The sequence below is a fragment of the Paenibacillus sp. GCM10027626 genome, assembly GCF_042676285.1.
Taxonomy (GTDB): domain Bacteria; phylum Bacillota; class Bacilli; order Paenibacillales; family Paenibacillaceae; genus Paenibacillus_Z.
The window spans coordinates 1-19,933 of sequence record NZ_JBHTHC010000022.1 but is presented as its reverse complement, the minus strand read 5'-3'; the positions used below and the strand labels follow the sequence as shown (position 1 = coordinate 19,933).

Annotated in this window: 13 protein-coding genes; 11 read left to right on the top strand and 2 right to left on the bottom strand. The window is 48.1% G+C overall.

Annotated features, from left to right (window positions below):
- Positions 1–534: 534 nt before the first annotated feature.
- Positions 535–2,112, bottom strand: a complete 1,578-nt coding sequence (locus tag ACFQ0N_RS30255) for an extracellular solute-binding protein (RefSeq protein WP_379333523.1) — start codon at positions 2,110–2,112, stop codon at positions 535–537.
- A gap of 160 nt (positions 2,113–2,272) precedes the next feature.
- Here ACFQ0N_RS30255 and ACFQ0N_RS30250 point away from each other — a divergent pair, with 160 nt between their 5' ends.
- The 11 genes from ACFQ0N_RS30250 to ACFQ0N_RS30200 all read left to right on the top strand — a co-directional run bounded on the left by ACFQ0N_RS30250 (position 2,273) and on the right by ACFQ0N_RS30200 (position 17,952).
- The gene (locus tag ACFQ0N_RS30250) at positions 2,273–4,519 is read left to right on the top strand and encodes a helix-turn-helix domain-containing protein (RefSeq protein ID WP_379333521.1); all 2,247 of its coding nucleotides are present in this window, start codon (positions 2,273–2,275) and stop codon (positions 4,517–4,519) included.
- A 216-nt stretch (positions 4,520–4,735) separates the two neighbouring features.
- On the top strand, positions 4,736–6,217 hold the full coding sequence (locus ACFQ0N_RS30245) for an ABC transporter substrate-binding protein (RefSeq protein WP_379333519.1): 1,482 nt from the start codon (positions 4,736–4,738) through the stop codon (positions 6,215–6,217).
- A gap of 67 nt (positions 6,218–6,284) precedes the next feature.
- Positions 6,285–7,235 (top strand): carbohydrate ABC transporter permease, encoded by a 951-nt coding sequence (locus ACFQ0N_RS30240; protein ID WP_379333517.1) that lies wholly within the window; start codon positions 6,285–6,287, stop codon positions 7,233–7,235.
- An 84-nt stretch (positions 7,236–7,319) separates the two neighbouring features.
- On the top strand, positions 7,320–8,156 hold the full coding sequence (locus tag ACFQ0N_RS30235) for a carbohydrate ABC transporter permease (protein ID WP_379333515.1): 837 nt from the start codon (positions 7,320–7,322) through the stop codon (positions 8,154–8,156).
- 48 nt (positions 8,157–8,204) lie between these two features.
- Positions 8,205–8,648 carry a hypothetical protein gene (locus ACFQ0N_RS30230; RefSeq protein ID WP_379333513.1) on the top strand — a complete coding sequence of 148 codons (444 nt, stop codon included), beginning with the start codon at positions 8,205–8,207 and terminating at the stop codon, positions 8,646–8,648.
- A gap of 24 nt (positions 8,649–8,672) precedes the next feature.
- Positions 8,673–8,963, top strand: a complete 291-nt coding sequence (locus ACFQ0N_RS30225; RefSeq protein ID WP_379333511.1) for a hypothetical protein — start codon at positions 8,673–8,675, stop codon at positions 8,961–8,963.
- A 75-nt stretch (positions 8,964–9,038) separates the two neighbouring features.
- Positions 9,039–9,185, top strand: a complete 147-nt coding sequence (locus tag ACFQ0N_RS30220) for a hypothetical protein (RefSeq protein ID WP_379333509.1) — start codon at positions 9,039–9,041, stop codon at positions 9,183–9,185.
- Positions 9,167–9,916 (top strand): transposase, encoded by a 750-nt coding sequence (locus ACFQ0N_RS30215; RefSeq protein ID WP_379333507.1) that lies wholly within the window; start codon positions 9,167–9,169, stop codon positions 9,914–9,916. The genes ACFQ0N_RS30220 and ACFQ0N_RS30215 overlap by 19 nt, the downstream gene beginning before the upstream one ends.
- A 27-nt stretch (positions 9,917–9,943) precedes the next feature.
- Positions 9,944–10,096: a helix-turn-helix domain-containing protein gene (locus ACFQ0N_RS30210; RefSeq protein ID WP_379333505.1), complete on the top strand. Its 153-nt coding sequence runs from the start codon at positions 9,944–9,946 to the stop codon at positions 10,094–10,096.
- Between the two features lie 450 nt (positions 10,097–10,546).
- Positions 10,547–12,841 (top strand): DUF4838 domain-containing protein, encoded by a 2,295-nt coding sequence (locus ACFQ0N_RS30205; protein ID WP_379333503.1) that lies wholly within the window; start codon positions 10,547–10,549, stop codon positions 12,839–12,841.
- Between the two features lie 320 nt (positions 12,842–13,161).
- Complete coding sequence (locus tag ACFQ0N_RS30200) at positions 13,162–17,952, top strand: Ig-like domain-containing protein (protein ID WP_379333501.1); 4,791 nt, start codon at positions 13,162–13,164, stop codon at positions 17,950–17,952.
- Positions 17,953–18,169: 217 nt separating this feature from the next.
- On the opposite strand, the gene ACFQ0N_RS30195 is transcribed toward ACFQ0N_RS30200, so the two are convergent.
- Positions 18,170–19,093 carry a GNAT family N-acetyltransferase gene (locus ACFQ0N_RS30195; protein ID WP_379333499.1) on the bottom strand — a complete coding sequence of 308 codons (924 nt, stop codon included), beginning with the start codon at positions 19,091–19,093 and terminating at the stop codon, positions 18,170–18,172.
- Positions 19,094–19,933: the final 840 nt, after the last annotated feature.

The window sequence follows — 19,933 nt, the reverse complement described above, 5'->3', positions numbered from 1 at the left end:
CCTCTCATGAGGCTATTGAAAGTCCAATATTACCCAACTGCAATAATACTTTGTGGTATTATATATGTTACTAATGAGTATTATCTTGAAGAAATATGTTGTTGTCAATTGAAATATCTTGTGGCGTGTTGGGGTGTGACAGTTAACTGAAACGCTTTCAAAAGAAACAGATATGAGTCATGTTGAAAGCTATGCGTTCTTGGAAGGTTTTAAAAGGCCCTTTCCACAGAATCTCTGATAAAAAAGGTTTTCGAAATTCAGATCTAACTAAATATATTTTCTGTTAGCCCTGTTTCATTTGTATACCCTATCTCCGCTTGGGAGGCAGGCTCTCCAAACGCCGCTCGCTACTTGCCATGGCAAGCTTTCACGCGCCTAGCGGGTGGCTCTGCATATCGCCTGAGATAAGGTATACAACAAAATTGGTCTTAATAGGGAGAGGAGGAGCTAGCCAGGCGCTCAATGACTCAGTTGCTTAGCCTGACAACATGGGCCTGCCGAAGCCGCTCCCCGTACACGCCCGGCAATATCCGGCTAACTAGCCGCCTCCCGCACCTGCTGTTCGAAATTGGCGATAATCTCCTTGCCATAATAGTTGTCCATCAGATCGGCATAGTACTCGGGCCAGCGCGCACCCGACTTATCGGAGAACAGCAGCTTGATCAACAGTTCATTTTGCCTGGAGCGGAATGCGTTGACATCAATGCCGATTGGCGGTGACAACGTTACACCAAGCTTGGGCTTGGTCGGTAACTGCGCGAGAAATTCGCGGATATCCTTGTCCCGCTCGGTTAAGCGAGGGTCGATGACCTTCAAACCAAGCGCCATAGGGGCTTCGGGCGTAAAGAAGCTCCACGTGGATAGCCATTCCAGCTCCTCTGGTGTTCCTCTGCCTCTGTCATCCGCCAGCAGTGTAATTGTATTGCCGCTTCGCGTGTAATGCTTCCCTTCAACCCCATAATGGGTGAGCAGGAAGCCTTCCTCACTGGCCAGCCAATCCAACATAGCAATGATTAGCTTGGCTTTCTCAGGATGCTTGTCCACCACCTTCTTGGAGAGTACGAATGGAGAGCCTGGAGAAGGGATAGTTCCTAGCGGTTCTTTGCCAAGCGGGTTGAACGGCACCCAATTCGCTTGCGGATTATAGATGCGAGACAAGGACTGCAGGCTATCCGGATTGGCATCCAGCGCGAAGTCCGCTGTTTGCCCGAAGACGACGCCCACCTTGCCCTGAGCCGCCTTGGCCAAATGTGAACGCTCCGAATTTAGAAACCAATCGGGATCAACTACGCCAGCTTTAATAACCGCCAAGATATCCTCGACGACAACCTGCATCCGCAGATCCGATTCCATATCCACTAATTTGTTTTGGCTCATATAGGCAGGGTATACCAGGCCGTTGCGTCCGTATTCCGGCCAATCGGTGGTCAGGCTGCTGCTGTTCCCCGAGACCGAGAACCCATACGTATCATGCAGTCCGTTGCCATCCGGATCATCATAGGTAAAGGCATGAAGTACAGCGACGTACTCCTCGTAATTGGATGGCAGATTCAAGCCAAGAGCGTCTAGCCAATCTTGGCGAATATAGTAACTGCGATAGGAGTTCTTGTCATAGGGAAGGGGCGCGCGATAGAAGCGGTTATGAATGCGATACTGCTTCAATTCCCGTTCGGTAACCCAATATTTGAAATAGTTCGGCATGGTAGCAGGGGAAACATAAGGGCCCAGATCACCAAGGACACCGTACAATGCAAGTGTAGCGCCAAGATCCTCAGACTGTTCAATCCATAAGTCAGGCGGATTGTTGGCGAGCAGCATCGCCTCTAGTTCTGCGGCATATGCAGGACCCTGCGGGGCGCTTATGAGCTTAACCTGAAGGTCGAATTTCTCCTCAATCGCTTGGCGGACAAAATCTTCGTTTCCGTCAGGGAGCCTTGCATCCGAATGGATGGGAACGAACAGAGAAATTGCCTTCTCGGGCAATTCGCTGTCCGCGGCCAACAATGGCAGCAGGGGCGTCTGCCGTGAACCCATAATCCAAATCAGGGCAACAAGCAACAGAATTGGGACTGCCAGAAACATAACGAAGTAAGACCGTCGAATAGTACGCATGTTGTCCTCCCACGTATCTATGTATCGCTTTCAAAGCGTTATTGATGATTATTAGGTCATGTGATTTAATTATGGTAAATGATTTTCAGGGGGAAGTCAACGCGACCCGAATGATGGTTTGAACACGCGCCCTTGACAGCATACAAAGAGAGGGGATGCTATGAGAAGCAACTGGTTCAATCGTTTGCTAATTTCGTATTTGCCTGTGTTTTTTATGATCAGTTTAAGCCTGCTGTTTATGACGTATTACACCTTGAACGAAATGTCACGTGAGTCGGCGATTCGTACGAATCAGGCTTTGGCAGGCAATATTGCGAAGCTGTTGGACAGCAATCTCGCAAGCATTGATGCGCTCCTGCTATACGAGATACGCAACAATGCTAAGCTGCGAGATTTTTTCTCCGATGACGCGGGCTCACAGCAACAGTTCATTGATGTGCAGGCGTCCGCCTTTCTGAAAGAAGTCGTTCAGAACAATCCGATGCTGCATTCGCTGTACTTGTATCGTACACCCGATATGACGGTGCTTACACCGGCTACGCGCACGAAGCTGGAGCAGTTCCCGGATCGCCAGCAGATTGGGCTCATGGTCAACAGCAGTGAACCCTATGAGTGGACTGCACGCTGGCTGCCGCAAAGCATCGAAGACGACAGTCCCGGCTTGCCGGTCATCAGCCTAGCCAAAACCGCCAACTTAAAAAATCTGAGCATCCTGGTTGCGAATGTTCGCATTGAGCTGCTATATGAGTGGATTACAAACATGGCAGACAGTCAGTTAACCTTCGTCCACATTATGGATCAACAAGGCAATCTTATCGTCTCCACAGTTGAGGATGCAGCTACTGGAACAGCGGCCAATACTAGCGATGTACTGGCAGCAGCCGTATCCAAGCAGACAGGCTGGATTATTGCCAGCGGTAACCGAAACGTAGGCTTGTTCTCCTTTGTCTCCTCGCAATTTTATTTGTGGATGGGTGTGGCTGCATTTACTGTGATCGCGGGCTTCTCGTGGATTATCTATGTATCTCGCCGGCAATACAAGCCAATACAAGGCTTAATTAGCCTGGCTGAACGTGCTCGCCAAGGAGGGAGGCAGGCCGCTGCCGAATCTGCACAAGAGGATGAATTCAAGCTCATCGGTGCAGCCATTGAGGAATTGCTTGATGAATCCAATACGCTGCAGGAGCAGCAAAAGGAATTATCCATTTACCATAAGCGCCATCTGTTCCTCAGTTTGATGGAAGAGGTACATACAGAAGCCGATTTCGGTTCTTACCTGGCTGAAGAAATGCAGCGGCTCGGAATCGATAAGCCGGTTACCGGCTTGTTGGTTTCTATCGTTGAGATTGATAGTTACGAGGAGTTTGCCAACCAGTATCGCGGGGACCAGCACTTGCTGAAATATATTCTTGGCGCAGCCGTCAAGGAGCTGACGGAGAATAAGCCTTATACGGTGTGGACAGAGTGGATCTCCAATGCGAAGATGGGCGTGCTTTATTTGTTTCATGAAGGCGAGAGCGGGCCGGAAGTATACGAGCGCTGCGAGGAGCTGCGCAACTGGGTTGCGAATAATATGGACTTTACGGTCACGATTGGCATCGGCAGTATGGCGCAGAGGTTGGAGTTGACAGCAGAATCATTCCAAGGGGCGCTTGCTGCGGTAGGTTATAAATTTTCACTCGGAATGAACCGCCTCATTGTGCCAAGCGATATTAGCGCCCAGCCCAAGGGGGAGCTTTTCCGGCAACTGCAATATGTGCGGGCTATCAGTAAGGCGATTCGGCAAGGCGAGGACAAGTGGCAAGCTTACTACGAAGAGATGCTGCAAACTTTAAGCGGGCAAGTAAACACCCGGGAGGATGTAATTAACTTGATGCAAGTGCTGGTCGGTTACTTGCAGATAGACATGGCCGAACTGGGGGATGAAATTAATTCGATGTGGATGGATGAAGTCCATCCGTCGTTGCAACTGATTTTACAAGAGGAAACGCAGAGAGAAGTGATTACCGCCTACCGGCAGCAGTTGCAGAGAGGGTTTGAGAAAATCAGCCAGTTGCGCGAAAGCAGATCAGCCCACCAGCAGATGTATCTTATCAAACAGTACATTGAGGAGCAGTATCACAATTCTGAATTGTCGTTATCCCATCTGAGCGAAGTTTTCAATTTTAGCACCAGTTATTTGAGCCGATTGTTCCGCGAAGCCTTTGGGATGAAATTTATTGAGTTCGTCACCAAGGTGCGGATGGACAAAGCGATGGAAATGCTTGCCGAGACAGATGAAGCGATCCAGGATATCGGGCGCAATATCGGTTATGATCAGTCGCTGACTTTTATCCGTGTGTTTAAGAAGCATACCGGGGAGACGCCAGGCCAATATCGAAAGAAGCTTAGAAGCGAAAGCAAATAAACCCTGTGCCATCACAGGGTTTTTCCTGTGTAAAAGCGCAGTATATAAGGAAAAGTGCAAAAAAAAGCGCTTGTACATAAAAGGTCTATCCGAAGTTTTGCAGCCTGATTGCGGATTTCATCTATACGTAAGAAAGCGTCTATATACATCGGCAAGCGTTAGGTGGTACGTTGGCTAGGCAACAAAATTCACAGTTCACTTGGAAGGGGTTACAACATGAAAAAAAGAAAGACGAGTTTGCAATTTGCTTTGATTTGTTTGCTGATTGTTGGGTTACTATCTGCTTGCGCCGGAGTCAACAACGCTGGGAACGGAGATAAAGGCGGCAAGCAAGGAGCCGCTAATGGCGACAGCAACGCCAACAATACTGCCGAGCCCGAGGCAGATGTGTATGCCGAGAATGGCTTGCCCAAAGACGAGAAAGTAACGTTGAAATTTGCTTATTGGGAAAATGGCGGCGGTCGGGAATGGATCGACTACGCCATTGAAACATTTACGGCGAAGTTCCCTAATGTCAGCTTTGATGTAACGTATTCTCCTACAATAGAAACAATTATTGCGACGAAGATTGCTGCCAATAACGATCAAGACATGTATGATATTTTCTCGACCTCCATTGCCGGTGAAGGCATTCATCAAAGTCTTGCTGAAGCCAAGAAAATTGAGCCGCAAGATGACTTGTGGGATCGTAAAGCCTATGATAGCGACAAAACCTTGAGAGAACTGCAGTCAGGCGTAAACGAGGGTTCGGGCAGAATAGAAGGCATTATGTACTCCTTGCCTACCACGCAAAGCATTACAGGCTTGTTTTATGATAAAAATCGGTTTGAAGAAAAAGGCTGGAACCAGAATCCAAGAACATGGACAGAGTTTGTGGCGCTAGTGGATGAAATTAAAGCCGCCGGGCTGACGCCAATTACCTATCCAGGCAAATATCCGGGCTATTTGAACTTCAGCTTTGGCCTTGCCCAGCAATATTCGCTTGCTGAAGCGAATGGCAAACTGGATGATTTCAATGATACCTATCGCAACTATAAGCATCCATACTTTACACGCGAAGAAACCAAGCAGCTCTATCAAAATATTTATGAGTTAGGTAAAAAGGGCGCTTTCCCGAACGGTGTAGCTGCATTGACACATACGCAATCGCAGATGCAATTGCTGCAGGGGCAGGCTGCGATGGCTTCTACCGGGGAATGGGTACAAAATGAAATGAAGGAATCGACGCCGGATGGCTTTAAATGGGGCTTCATGCTGGTGCCGATGACAGAAAATCCGGATGACGTCAAGTATCATATGAGCTACACGCAAGGCGGCCACTATATCTGGTCTGCCAAGCCGGAGTTGAACAAGCAATGGGCCAAAGAATTTCTGGTCTGGCTCTGGAATCTCGATGTGCAATCTCTCGTCGCGGAGAAGGCCGGCTCTCTGCCTGTGCGCAATGATTTCATGAACAGCCCCGAGTTGGTAGACAAATTGCAAGATGCACCCAAAGCAATTATGGAATATATGAAAAACAACCAAGTAAAGGGCGTAAGCTTCGCGCGTGATACTGTATTTACTGATATCAATGCTGAACGGGCGAACACGATTGTAGCAGAAATGCTTAATGATGTTGCACTAGGCAGGCTTGATCCATCTGCGACATTGCAGGAAGCGGATGATTTGCTGAAAAAAGCGATCGAGTCAGCACAATAATAGCATGGCATTGGCCAGGCGCTTGCTGGAAAGGATGCGCCTGGCCAACTAAAAGGAGTAGAGTAGATTGGCCAAAAAACAGGAGCTTGCAGTGTCGCCAAGTTATAGTGGTCGCACGCATTGGAAAAGCAAAGAAGCTACACAAAAGTGGATTTTTATTTTAATCGCGACTGTTCCGGCGTTTGGGGGATATATTCTGTTTACATTGTATCCCAATTTGCTGTCTGTGTACTACGCTTTGCTGGACTGGAATGGCATCCGTGAGCCGAGATTTGTTGGCTTCAACAACTTTATCGCTATGGTCGAAGATCCATTCGTTTGGCGGGCGTTAAAAAACAATATCTTGTATGGCGCTATCGTGCCGCCGCTGGTCATTGTAATTTCAATCGTCTTGGCTTATATATTGGTTTATAAGAACTATCGGATGAATCGCATTTATAAAGTGCTGTTCTTTTTCCCGAATGTCCTGTCAGTGGTTGCAGTTGCTCTGCTATGGGCATTTGTCTATGATGGCTCATTCGGCATCCTTAATGCCAGCCTAAAGCTGATTGGCATTGACATGGCAGGTTATTACTGGCTTGGCGAAAAGAAAACGGCATTATGGGCCATTATCCCGCCCACGGTATGGTGGGCCGTCGGTTTCTACTTTGTCATCTTCATGAATGCCATGGTTGGAATACCGAAGTCGCTGTATGAGGCAGCTATTTTGGAGGGCGCCTCTCATCGGCAGCGGCTCGTGCAAATTACGTTTCCGCTGATGATGCCGATTATTCGCGTTTCGGCAATCTTTCTAATGCTAAGCATGTTCAAGGGCTTCGAGAATATTTTGATTTTGACGAACGGTGGACCGTCAGGCTCTACCGATGTCATTGGACTTTATATGTTCAATATCGCATTTGGCACTGGCAGCCATAATTATGGATACGCATCTGCGATCGGGATGTTCCTGTTCGTTATTCTCGTATTGGCCAAGCTGATCATTGACAGGCTTACTGCTGGCCGGGATGCGGAGTACTAGCTTGCAAAGGAGTTTTGCCCCGCAAAACTAGGTTTATGCTTACGAAGTAAGTTTTGCTTCGCAAAACTTTTAGGAGGACTTGAAGTGAAGGAAAAAGGATCGATAGCGAATTGGTTTTGGAGTCTTGCGCTGTTGCTGTGGGCATTGACAATTGTTTTCCCTCTCGCCTGGATTTTTTACGAATCGCTGAAGACGAACCAGGAGTTTTTTCAAGATGTGTGGAAGCTGCCGAATCATCCCGTCTGGGAAAATTATGCCGATGCCTGGAATGAGTACCAGATCGGGCAAGCGATGCTGAACACGATTTATTATGTAGGCGTTAGCCTCGTCATCGGCACGTTCCTGACAGCAATCAACGCCTATGTCTTGACGCGTATGCAGTTCAAAGGGCGAACGGCAATGTGGGGCCTGATTATGCTGTCCTTGTTTTTGCCAGGCATTAATGCGCTTGTGCCCCAGTATGTGCTTATGCGTGATATGGGGCTGACGAACAGCCTTACAGGCCTCATTATTCTCGACAGTTTTAGTGAAAGTGCGTTTTACTTAATGATGCTTGGCGGATTTATGCAGTCCTTGCCCAAGGAATTGGAAGAGAGTGCCTCCATTGATGGCGCTTCTATATTTCAGGCTTTTTTTAAGATTATCCTCCCGTTGTCCACTGCCGGAATTGTAACCGTAGCGATCTTCAAATTTCTGAATTTGTACAATAACTTTCTGGGTCCGTTCATTTATCTTAGCGATCCAGGCAAATATACGATTGGTGTAGCAATGTATCAAGCCAATCAAATTATGCACTACAGGGCCGATTGGGTCACGTTATTCGCCGGGCTGATGATTACGATGGTGCCGCTGATTGCCATGTATATGGTGTTCCAGAACCGGGTTAGGGAAGGGGCCACATTGGGGGCAATCAAAGGATAACAGATCTGCTGATGACAATCAGACTACCTAAAGAGGAGCAGATGGCGCATGATAACTAAAATAGTAAAACAATCAAGCGTTATGATTCTAATGCTGGCATTATTAAGTTCGCTTGTTGCAAATGCAAGCGTCTCGGCAAATCTAGCAGAAGCTGCAGCAGCTTCTGCTGATCCGCCATTCGACAGACATGCTTTTCCGATCGGCATTTATATTCCGCCGGCGCCGCATGAAAGCAACAGCGCAGTAATGAAGGAAATAGCCGATATGAATGTCAATTTTATCGTCGGCGGTAACTCCAACTATTACATCGATACGAATCAACAGATTCTGGATTTATCCTTTGAGAATGATCTTGATCTGTTGGTTGCGCACACAAGCTTTCTTTTCAAGGAAGAGTTTATTAACCAGTTCAACAGTGATCAAGAAGTTACAATCGCCCCAGGGCAAACCTGGGTACAATCTTTCCAGGTCCCGCTTGAGGGCGAGGGATAGGGCATTTATGATGTCAACTTTGCAGTGTCTGATTGGCCCGAAGAGGCGCTTCTCAAAGTCGTTGTTTATGGTTCTGATGCTGTAAGCGGCGTAAGAACGAGCGAACAGGTGTTAGAGCTCGCCAATGTGTCCTATATCCCCAGGGATGAAGAGGGCTACCTGATTCCTAAAATCGGGTTCGGCGGGTTTCCGGTCGACAAGGGAAAAACGTATTATTTTGAATTGAGCACTACGCATGCGGAAGGAATCAAGATCAGGGCGAATTCCGCCAATGTGTATCCGGAAGGGGTGTCCTATCTGAATGGCGCTGCCTAGGCGGGAGATCTCAGGTTCAAAGTCGACTTTGGCGCCCATCTGTATCAAGAGGGCTTCAATGGCACAGAACGGGCAATGCCATCACCGGAAGCGCTGGGCACCGTGTCGGATTACTTCAAGCATCATCATGCCATGATGGGCTATACACTGCTGGACGAGCCTTCCGCCGATGAGTTTCCTGGTGTGGAAAAGGTTTCTTTTATTTGGAGCACCGTACAGTAGATGCCAAGTATAACATCATTACGGATTCCTTTGTTACGCCTGGGAATGTGAATGACTCGACCGTCTACATCGCCCGCTTGCAACGTCAACTCGAAACGTTTGAGTGGCCGGAAAAGCTTGAAGCGGTGGTACTGGATTCTGGCTACAAAAGCGCCCACATCTGCAAGGAAATCGTAGACATGAAAATCATGGGCGTGATTGCGCCGCGTAAAATCCCTGCACAGAAAGGCATTTTCTCGAAAGAAGACTTTATTTACGATCCGGAAGGCGACGTTTACTATTGCCCGGCTAACCAAACACTAACCTACTACACCACTGCACGTACCGGAGAAAAGAAATACCAGACGGAAGGAGATACCTGTAAAAACTGCCCCCTTTTGAAACAGTGTACGGCTTCCAAAAAAGAGGTTCGTCAGATTAGCCGGCATGTGTGGGAGGAGTGTAAAGAACGTGTGTCGGAGTATGCCCAAAGCGCACTAGGGAAACAACTTTATGCTAAGCGCAAAGAAACCATTGAGCGAAGCTTCGCAGAGTCAAAAACACTCTACGGGCTTCGCCGTTGCCGGTTTCGAGGAAAAGAAGGCACGCAAGAACAAACACTTATAACGAGTATCGCCCAGAACCTCAAACGCATCGCTAGACACTTAGCGAAGCGAGAGGCTCGTCATTCCTTTCCCTATTTTTGTTCCGTCCAAACCATTTTTGCCCCTATTACACTTCTTCACCTCTAAATAAAAGCGCTTTTTTCGACACTAGCGATGGAAATGCTTGCCGAGACAGATGAAGCGATCCAGGATATCGGGCGCAATATCGGTTATGATCAGTCGCTGACTTTTATCCGTGTGTTTAAGAAGCATACCGGGGAGACGCCAGGCCAATATCGAAAGAAGCTTAGAAGCGAAAGCAAATAAACCCTGTGCCATCACAGGGTTTTTTCCTGCGTAAAAGCGCAGTATATAAGGAAAAGCGCAAAAAAAAGCGCTTGTACATAAAAGGTCTATCCGAGGTTATGCGGCCTGATTACGAATTTCATCTATACCTAAGAAATCGTCTATATACATCGGCAAGCGCTCGGTGGTACGTTGGCTAGGCAACAAAAATCACAATTCACTTGGAAGGGGTTACAACATGAAAAAAAGAAAATAGTCAACTAATGAAAGCCCGTACTATACTTTAGTCAGCAAGCGAAACACACCAAATCGAAGGTAGGGAGGGTCGAATAAGATTTAATCGACTGCCGAGTGGTCTTTCGTTCACCCACGGCCTAGCACGCTGCAAAAGGAGATTCGGAAAAGAACAAGAAAGCAGTCCAGTTATAATAAACGGCATGCCAGAAATTGATTTGAAAAGGAGAGATCTGCTTGAAGAGAAAAACTGTAAGCGCTATCCTACTTCTAGTTATACTATCGATGGTACTATCCAGCTTTGCATTTGCCAATACAGATTCTAAATCCGACAACGACAACAAGACAACTGGACAAAAAGTCATGCTGGCTAACAATGGACGTGCCATGTACCACGTCTATGTCGATCCCAATGCGGACGCGATTGAGCGGCATGCAGCAGAAGAACTTGTTCAGTACCTGACCAAAGTCACAGGCGCGAAATTCGCTCTGTCGACTGAAGATTCCAAAGGTCCTACGCTAGTCGTAGGCAATCATGATCTTACGAAGCGACTGATGCCCGATCTTGCCGAACAACAGCTTGGAGATGACGGCTTCGTGATTCGCAATGTCAAGCATTATGTCGTGATCGCCGGCAACAGCTCGCGCGGAACGATGTACGGCGTCAACTATTTTCTGGATTACTATGTCGGCGTCAAGTGGTTCTCCCCTACTTACACCTACATACCGGACATTCGAAAATTGAATCTGACCATCGGCAACGATGTGCAGGTACCGAGGTTCCAATATCGCGAAATGTTTGTCAACGACGACAACAACGAGCAATTCCGGGCGCATAATCTGCTCAACGGCAAATATGGCGACCGCCCGCAGCAATCGATTCCCGAACTCGACAGCTGGTCCCAATTCTGGCCTTACAACACTCATAACTTCTTCTCAATTGTGCCTGATCCTGCGCTCCATTCCGGCGGACAGCTGCTCGCCATGAATGAAGACGTTCGCCAAATTGCCGCGACTAATTTGATAGCCATTATTAAAGAAAAGGCAGCTGCAGGGAAAGACCCGTCTTTCGGCTTCGGTCAAATGGACTCTTTCTGGAAACCCGATCCGCAGAGCAAAGCGTTCGCCGATCTTCATGGAGGCACTTTGTCCGCTCCTATCTTAGACATGGTCAGCGACGTTGCAAACCGTGTGAAACAGGAAATCCCTAATGCCCGCATTGGTACGCTTGTCTACCAATTCTCCTATCAGCCGCCAACGGGCATGACGATTCCAGACAACGTGGTCATTACGGTTGCGCCTATTGAGAAAGACCTTGGTCAACCGATCAACAGTGAGAGAAACCGGGAATTTGGAGATGGCCTTAAGCAATGGGCCGAGATGTCCGACAATATCGTCGTTTGGGATTACTTAACGAATTTCGGCGACGCCGGTCATTTCTTGCCTTTCCCGAACCTTGACGCCATGAGCGAAACGATTCAATACCTCGCGCAATTTCCTGCCGTCAAAGGGTATTTCGGCCAGCATATGGGTAGTATCGACTCGCCCAAGAGCAGCGAGCTTGCCGATTTGCGCGCATGGGTCGGAGCCAGATTGCTTTGGAACCCGAATCAGGACTACAAAGCGTTGATCAATCAATTTGTGACTGGCTTCTACGGAGATGCTGCTCCATACATTAGCCGGTATATCGATCTTATTCATAAATCCAGGGACGAAACCCATTCTTTCTTAGGTCCCTCAATGAAAATGGTCGCACCTTACTTGAATTTTGAAACGATGAGAGAAGCCGACAAGCTGTTCGAGCAAGCTGCTGCAGCTGTAGCCAATAACCCGGTACTCCTTGAACATGTCCAGAAGGTTCGCATCAGCGTGGACTACGTGATCCTGGCAAAACGTGCTGAATTTAAGAAAGAGGCCGAAAATCGCAATATCGCCTGGAACTTCGATATCAGCGCCCGGATGCAAAGATTCAAGGATTATACGGCAGATGCTGTGAGATACGCGGAACCACCACACGCGACGATCGAGTCTCTGTATAAATTACTTGAACTCGAACGGGTTGACCCTCCAACTCCGGATATCGTCAAAGATTTACCTCTATCGAGCTGGAAGGATGTACAGGAAGACTCTTTCCAATTGTCCGGCGCACATATGGTTTATGATGCGAAAGCTTCTAATCATGTTACCGCGTCCATCGGAGGCGACGTCGATTCCTGGGGTATTCAGCTACAGCGGGATTTCCTGCCCCCCGAAGGCAAATGGAAGCTATATGCCAATGTTCGAATCGATCCCGGCACCGGCGTCGCGGGAAATACGGCATTCACATACGGTATATACAACGGCTCGTCTGAGTGGAGTGAACATGAGGTAGCCTATGAGACTGTAGCGGACGGGGAGTATCATTTTATTGAAATCGCTGAAGTGTTTGAATACAACCCGAGCTTACCGATGCAAGTTCTATATTTCTATCCTCCACAATCCAGTGTAATCAAAACACTGAATGTGGACCAAATCATCGCCATCCGGCAATAAGCCTGCATCAAGGATAAACGGTTAAGGCGACCTGTTGGCGCCGGGACTTACCGAGAAAGACAAGGTTTTTATGTGCGAATACGATATAAATTCTTGTCCTTCAAGCAAAGGGCTGTCCTCCAAGGTCATCAATCGCCTTAGGACAGCCCTTCGCTGCGTTATCCTATCACGTCTATTTTTGATGAAATCAGAAAATTCTGTCCTTGATCCTACAATGGAAGCTAGCTAACTGTTCAGCCGTTGATCCAGCTCATACATATGTACACAATGCGCCTTTGATGAAATAGTATCAACTTAATCAATCGGATTTGGCGATCACAATGAGCCCCTTGAGCGCGCGGGTGCCGAATGAAGACGATTTGCGCTACAATATTTTCACCAATCTTGCGTACGGCTCCAAAGGGCTGATGTATTTCACGTATAAGACTTCGCCATATCCGTATTTTATTGACGGCATTATTCGTCCTGATGGCACAAGATATCAATCCTATGAATGGGCGCGGAAGCTGAATGAGCAATTGCTGCATCTGGGTCCAACGCTGAAGCGGCTTACCTCGCGAGAGGTGTATCACCACAGCCCGGGAAATTTGCCGCGAGGAACAACGGCGCTCCCCCAGGATTTCTCCTGGCAGCCCAACCAGGCCAATGTGCCGCAAATTATTAGCACCTTCCATGACGAAGAAGGAACGATCTATATCATGGTAGTTAATCGCGACATTAATGTGACAGGCGGGCCTTCGCCTGGCAACCGAACGCTTACGTTCAACTTGGATTCGTCGATTAATCATGTTGTGGAAATCTCCAAAGAAAGCGGTCAGGAGATACCAGCCCTTTTCAACGCCTCAACCGGGGTGCTGTCGGCAGAGTTTGCTCCAGGCGAAGGGAAATTGTACAAAACGAATCTTCGTGCAGATCTGAATCGCCAGCCAGTTGCCTACAGCCTCTACAAAGAGCTTGTTGACTTACATGCGGTTGAAGGCAGCTTGAATGCAGTCGATCCCGATGGCGATGCGTTGGCGTATACGCTGCTTGGCAATCCGGTAGGCGGAGAAGTTACGCTGGGCAGCGACGGTACATTTACCTTTACGCCGAACAGCAGCTTCGATGGAGCCGGTTCATTCACCTATATCGTCGGCGATGGCAAGGCCAGCTCCAATCCTGCGACGGTTACAGTGGCGCTGGCACAGGGACAGTCCGGTCTCACGCGCGTGCCAACTGTGAAGGAGGCCTACCTTTCGCCGGGCAGCACAGTCGGAACGACTGTCATCGCGGCACAGCCCGAGGACGGCAATACGATCCGGATTCAAGTCGTACAGGCACCGATGAGCGCTCCTGTAGTCGGAAGCGTGGCACAACAATGGCCTGCCTATGATGGAGATGAAGTGCCGGCAACTATAGGCGAATATATTGCGGTCTATGAAGTTGCTGCCACTAATGAGATTGTGGGCTTCAGCCTTTTGCCTGTCAAGCAAAGCAGCCTTCAAACCCGGATCGGCGTTGCATTTAACGGCCAGTTCCCAATTGGTGTCCACCATGTTGTAAAGTCGCAGGAAGGAGCCGCTTTCACAGAGCAAGTTAACAAAATCAAGGCGATGAATGCGAATTTGATGATCACTTCCGACTCCGTGGAAAGCATCGGCGATCAACAGCAACTGCTTCAGGAAGCGGGCGATGCCGAGTTAAAAGTGCTAGCGGGGCATGAATACGCGCCACCGTCGGTCACGGTCAGCCAGCCTGAAGTCAATATGGTCTACGGCATTCTTCCATGGCACTGGCACGGCCAGCTGTTTAGGACACCGGCCAATAGCAGCAATTGGAGTTTGGAGGCTATTTCTCTCAACACGCAAATTAATGCCGCACAGCCATTGGAAAATCCCGTCCGTTTGGAGCTGGCCGTTTACGAATCTCCAGATCGAACCAACGAAATTGCCAGGGCTTCATTGGTTCTGGGAGCTGGTGAATCCGGGGAGCGCATGCGCCAGTTCGAATTTAGCGGCGCAACTCTCGAGCCGGATAAAGTATATTACATGCAGTTGATGACAGATACCGAATCCAATATCGGGATCGGTTATTATAATCAGGCCGGTTCCGGCTATGACAAGGGCGGCGCTTACTTTGGCGGCCATGCCACGCAACATGGCGAGTTTCGGAATTATGAGGATCTTGCGTATGAATTGACTTTGACTGATCAAGCTGAAGAGGCTGTATTTGCACCGGATCGCCGTCCATCTGACGCATACTGGGATTGGCTGTCCGGCGAACTGGGCAGGTATGACGCTTTGCTCGGCTATAGCCTGCAACGACGGGCATTCAGCCCGCTCTATGATCAACTGGCTGCTGCCGCTTCATATTTGAAGTCGATTGATGCGAATCGGCTATCCTATGTGAGTTTGCCAGGCGTAGATCGGAATGGAGGATTTCTCAACCCTTCCCAGTTGATTCGTGAACGGGTCCGCACCAAGCCGGGACAAACATCATTGCAGTCTATTAAAATGAGTAATGGCTTGAGTACCAATATATGGGCGCCGGCAAGAGTGAATGTTTATGATGCCGTAACTGCGAGCTTGATTGGGCAATCCGAACAGATTTACTCAAGGCCGACCGACAGCCAACCGATATTTACGTTCACTCCGGCATTGGCATTGGACGAAAATACGGAATATATTTTTGAGCTTGACCTTGACCAAGGCTACGAGGGCCAAGTGTGGACCAACTGGAGAATCGATCCTTACGGGACATTGGAGGTAGATGGCCAGTTGAAGGGCGGCAGGCTTTTTACCACCATTAACGGGGAAGAACATTACGACCAAATCAAAGCATGGATGGCTGCAGCCACCGCTTCAGATTTGCTTGTCATGGATTCCTATAACTATCATCATGGCGGTGTCCAGCTGGACAATTACTTCTTGCTGCTCGACCAGTTCAGCAAAGAGGCAAAAAAGAATGGCGTGCCGCTGTGGGCAACGGTTCAGTCCGCCGCCGAAACCTTCCAGCCCGTCCCTGTTCCTGTACCTTCACAAGGTCAAATGTGCTTTCAGGCCTATGCCGCGCTGGCATACGGCGCAAAAGGATTGCTGTATTCCGCATACGCCTCCGATAACCGTTATACGAATGCATTAGTGAACAACGATGGGAGCGAGGCGGCTTCTTACAACTGGGCCCAACAACTGAACAATGAGATTGGGCATTTGGGAGAAGTATTGCTGCAATTGGAGCTTGATCGTGTCTATCATGCCTATCCGGGCAATGACATACCTGAGCTTGGCGTCAGCAAGATGCAAGCAGACGATTTGGTGCAGCTTCCTGCCAATACTTCGAGAGCGATGATCAGCACCTTTACAGACAACAAAGGAAAGCGGTACTGGATGGTCGTTAACAAAGATACTGAAAACGCGCATGAATTCATGTTTACGATCCCTTCCGCTCCGGCTCAAGTAATGGAAATATCGAAGGCCAATGGCGAACGTGTGCCTGTGGAACATTACGATGATACGAGCGGAACTTTTAGCGCCACATTATCTGCCGGAGAGGGCAGGTTATATGAAATGACTTATGCGTTGTCGGCCTCTGATGATCATGTGTCTGTTAAGCAAGGTGAAACTTATAAGGGGAATTTGCCAGCAAGAGGCCTGATATATTCTACAGTAGAACATCCGTCCCATGGCATGGTTTACCTGGACAGCTCTACCGGCGGCTTCGAATATGTTCCGGATCAGGGGGCGCAAGGCAGTGATTCGTTCCGCTACCAGGTGTCGAATGGTTCCGAGGTGGAGACAGCTACGGTGTACGTGAACATTGTTCCTTATGCGCCAGCAATAGCGGGGGGAGCAGCTATTGCGATCCACAACGGTGAAGTGAGCATCACTGCTACACCCGGGGAGAATGAACGCCTAGTTCTAAAGACGAGCAAAGAGCAGATGTATAAGCGCAGCATCGAACGGTTTAAAACACCGCATGTAGGCGACCCTGTGCCTGTCGGCAGTGATGTGATTGACCATTACACGGGCGGCAATCTCGACCTGGCGACTGATTTGCCATTGGGAGAAGGCAGCTATATCGGTGTGTATGTGGTAGGGGATGACAATGCAATAAAAGCGTTTAGCTTGCTGCGATACACGACCAATCATGCCCCTGTAGCCCAGAACGTATCGTTGGATGCTTATATCGGACAGGTTACTCAAGGGGCGTTGGTAGCAACGGATGAGGATGAAGATACACTGACGTTCCGTATACTGGACCAGCCCGCAAAAGGCACTGTGCGGCTAGATCGTCACTCCAATCAGTTTATTTATACGCCGAAAACTGGAGCGAGCGGTACGGATACCTTTACTTACTATGCCATCGATGGCAAGGATCGCTCCAATTATGCGACGGTAACAATTGCTATTCATGAGGAACAAGGCGGCGGAAACGTAACGCCGCCGAGCGGAGGAGGAGGGACAACACCACCAGGCAACGGCGGAAACGTAACGCCGCCGAGCAGAGGAGGAGGGACAACACCACCAGGCAACGGCGGAAAAGAGAAGCCGGTGGACAACGGAGGAGAAGAAATACCGCTGGGCAGTAACATTAAATTTAACGACATACAGGGGCACTGGGCTGAGGCTTCAATTATAGAAGCCGCTCACCGAGGAATTATTGTTGGCTTTGGGGACGGCACCTTCCGTCCGCAACAAGCCGTTACTCGGGCACAATTCATTGTTATGGTGCAGCGGGCATTGCGGTTTGATGGAAGCGAGTCGAATCGCAGTTTCCCTGATTTGCAAACGGTTGGCGCCTGGGCACATTCGCGGTTGCTGAAGGCTGTGGAAGCGGGGTGGCTAACCGGCTATCCGGACGGCACTTTACGTCCGAACGCCCCGCTTACCCGTACAGAGATGGCAATTGTTATCGCAAGGGCATTAGAGCTTCAGCCTGGCGATGCACAGCACGTTTCTTTTGCGGATGCTGAAGATATTCCGATTTGGGGTAAGGCAGCTGTGGAAGCAGCGAGGAGAAATGGTCTGCTGCGCGGTCAAGGGAGCAATCGTTTCAATCCTGGCGCCGCTACAACCCGAGCAGAAGCCGCGACGCTGATGCTTCGTTTGCTGAGCTGGAGTAAAGGCAATTGACCTTTGTATTCAAAACCGGCTTAGGAGCAGTATTCAAGGTAAGAGCGGAACAAAAAAACCAAAAAAGCCGGCAGTAGCAGATAGGAGTGATGCATGTCCCCATTTCCCAGACAACACATGTGGAGTGTTGTTCGCTGTTAGTGCGGAAGGACAATTAAATCGGAGATATATTGGCGGAAATAGTAAAGAGGGGTGGAGAACCCCTCTTTTTTGTTGCCTAATTCAGTTTTGTAAAGTATCTTATTTCCTCTTTATCCGCGCAGAACCCTACCGATTCGTACACAGACAAGGCAGATTTATTGGTAGTTAAAACCATGAGGTTAGCATATTGTAGCTGATTAGCTTTAAGATATCTCAAAGCTTGTGTAAGCAAATACTTGGCAAAGCCGCGCTTTCTCCATGGTTCGCAGACAAAAACGTCCTCGATTACACCATGGTCAGCTTCTTGCCATGCCATCAGTCCGCCGACAATAGCGTCTGTTTGACGTATGACCATGGATGTCCATAGTTTGTTATTCTTGTATTCAGATAACCTATTAAGACCAAGTGGAGTATCAGGCCAAATTTCAGCTTCTACATTAAGATACTCTCTCTCTTCGTCGGAGGTTTCCATTTTCCAGTATGAGAATTGAAAGTCATCTTGAAGCTTTAACTCAGTAATCGGTTCATTCAAATCCCGATTCATGCGATATAAACTATTCAGATGAAGGTATCCTTTTTGGATAAAGAACTGATTGTTTGCTGTTTCTGTTGAATCGTTACCAACACAAAGCATTGTTCCGTATTCTTTAGGCAAGGTTTCCTTTAATTGATTTGCTCTTATGAAAAGATACTGATAGACGTTTTCGAGCAAGGCAATGTCATTTTCTCTTTCGGGAATGGTTTTGAGATTGATGTAGATGGAATGATTGTTCTCTTTTGAACGACCGGGAGGTACAACGTTAATGATGCTAACTTGCCCCTTAGCGACCATTTTCCCATCTTCAAATGCACAATAAACGTTACTCCAATTATCCTCGTCCCCGACCCACCAAAATGTTGCGTTTTCTTTTTTTGTTACTGATTGATACAACTCGCCAAGTAATGGCATGTCTCCATGTTGGAAATTACGAATGAAAATTTCTGTTGATGATTGGCTCAAAACAATACCCCTCTCAGTAGCGGGGGATTTCGCAGTTTAGAGGGCTAGCTATGCGAGTTCCCTTTAATGAATTGACCCTTTGCTAACATTTGATTACTCACAACAAACGCCCCCTTAACTGTTATTACCATTGACATTAACATACTACGACGATGTATCAAACATAATTTACAACTATAATTGTTTTCTCCCAGTATGCAATACTGTTCAAATGCAGTTATACTTTATTGAGCAAAAACCAATGGCATGAACACCTTATTTACAGGTAAAGGAATTTTGTGGGAAATTTGGTTCCCCTTTAGTTCCTATCTGACGCTGTCGATTGGCTTTCGTAAATCCTTTTGTGCCACTTATATAGCGATTAAAAGTTCGATGTACGGAAAAAATGGTCTTGACAATAGGGTAGGGGGCTACACTATAATGAAATCGAACTCGGGGAAATATGGCATTCCGGCTCCCTCGTTTTAGACGGCCGTCACGAGGTGATTGACCGGGAGGCGTTCTTCGGACAAATCTGTTCAGGTGGAGGATTAAATATGTCTACGCAATCACAGGCTTTATCGCAACCCGATCCTAAGCGTTGGAAAGCATTGGCCTTGCTTTGCTTTGCAAATTTTATCAAATACAGACGAGAAGACTCCTTCCTCAAAGCGGAAGCTTAGGTAGGAGATGAATCGTCTTCGGACAAGGGTGGCAACTTTGCCATCTCAATTATTGGAGATGAGTATGAATACGATCACAATCAAACTTCCTTTGTATCGGCCAACATTGGTGAAACAAGACATGTATAAAACGATGCGTTCCCACTTCTCACAAGCTAGCAATCAAGCCCTTCTATAC

Bases quoted from the DNA above. Each gene is read 5' to 3' on its own strand.
- ACFQ0N_RS30200 (WP_379333501.1), top strand. From the start codon at position 13,162: ATGAGCCCCTTGAGCGCGCGGGTGCCGAATGAAGACGATTTGCGCTAC.
- ACFQ0N_RS30230 (WP_379333513.1), top strand. From the start codon at position 8,205: ATGATAACTAAAATAGTAAAACAATCAAGCGTTATGATTCTAATGCTG.
- ACFQ0N_RS30210 (WP_379333505.1), top strand. From the start codon at position 9,944: ATGGAAATGCTTGCCGAGACAGATGAAGCGATCCAGGATATCGGGCGC.
- ACFQ0N_RS30245 (WP_379333519.1), top strand. From the start codon at position 4,736: ATGAAAAAAAGAAAGACGAGTTTGCAATTTGCTTTGATTTGTTTGCTG.
- ACFQ0N_RS30220 (WP_379333509.1), top strand. From the start codon at position 9,039: ATGCCATCACCGGAAGCGCTGGGCACCGTGTCGGATTACTTCAAGCAT.
- ACFQ0N_RS30250 (WP_379333521.1), top strand. From the start codon at position 2,273: ATGAGAAGCAACTGGTTCAATCGTTTGCTAATTTCGTATTTGCCTGTG.
- ACFQ0N_RS30255 (WP_379333523.1), bottom strand. From the start codon at position 2,112: ATGCGTACTATTCGACGGTCTTACTTCGTTATGTTTCTGGCAGTCCCA.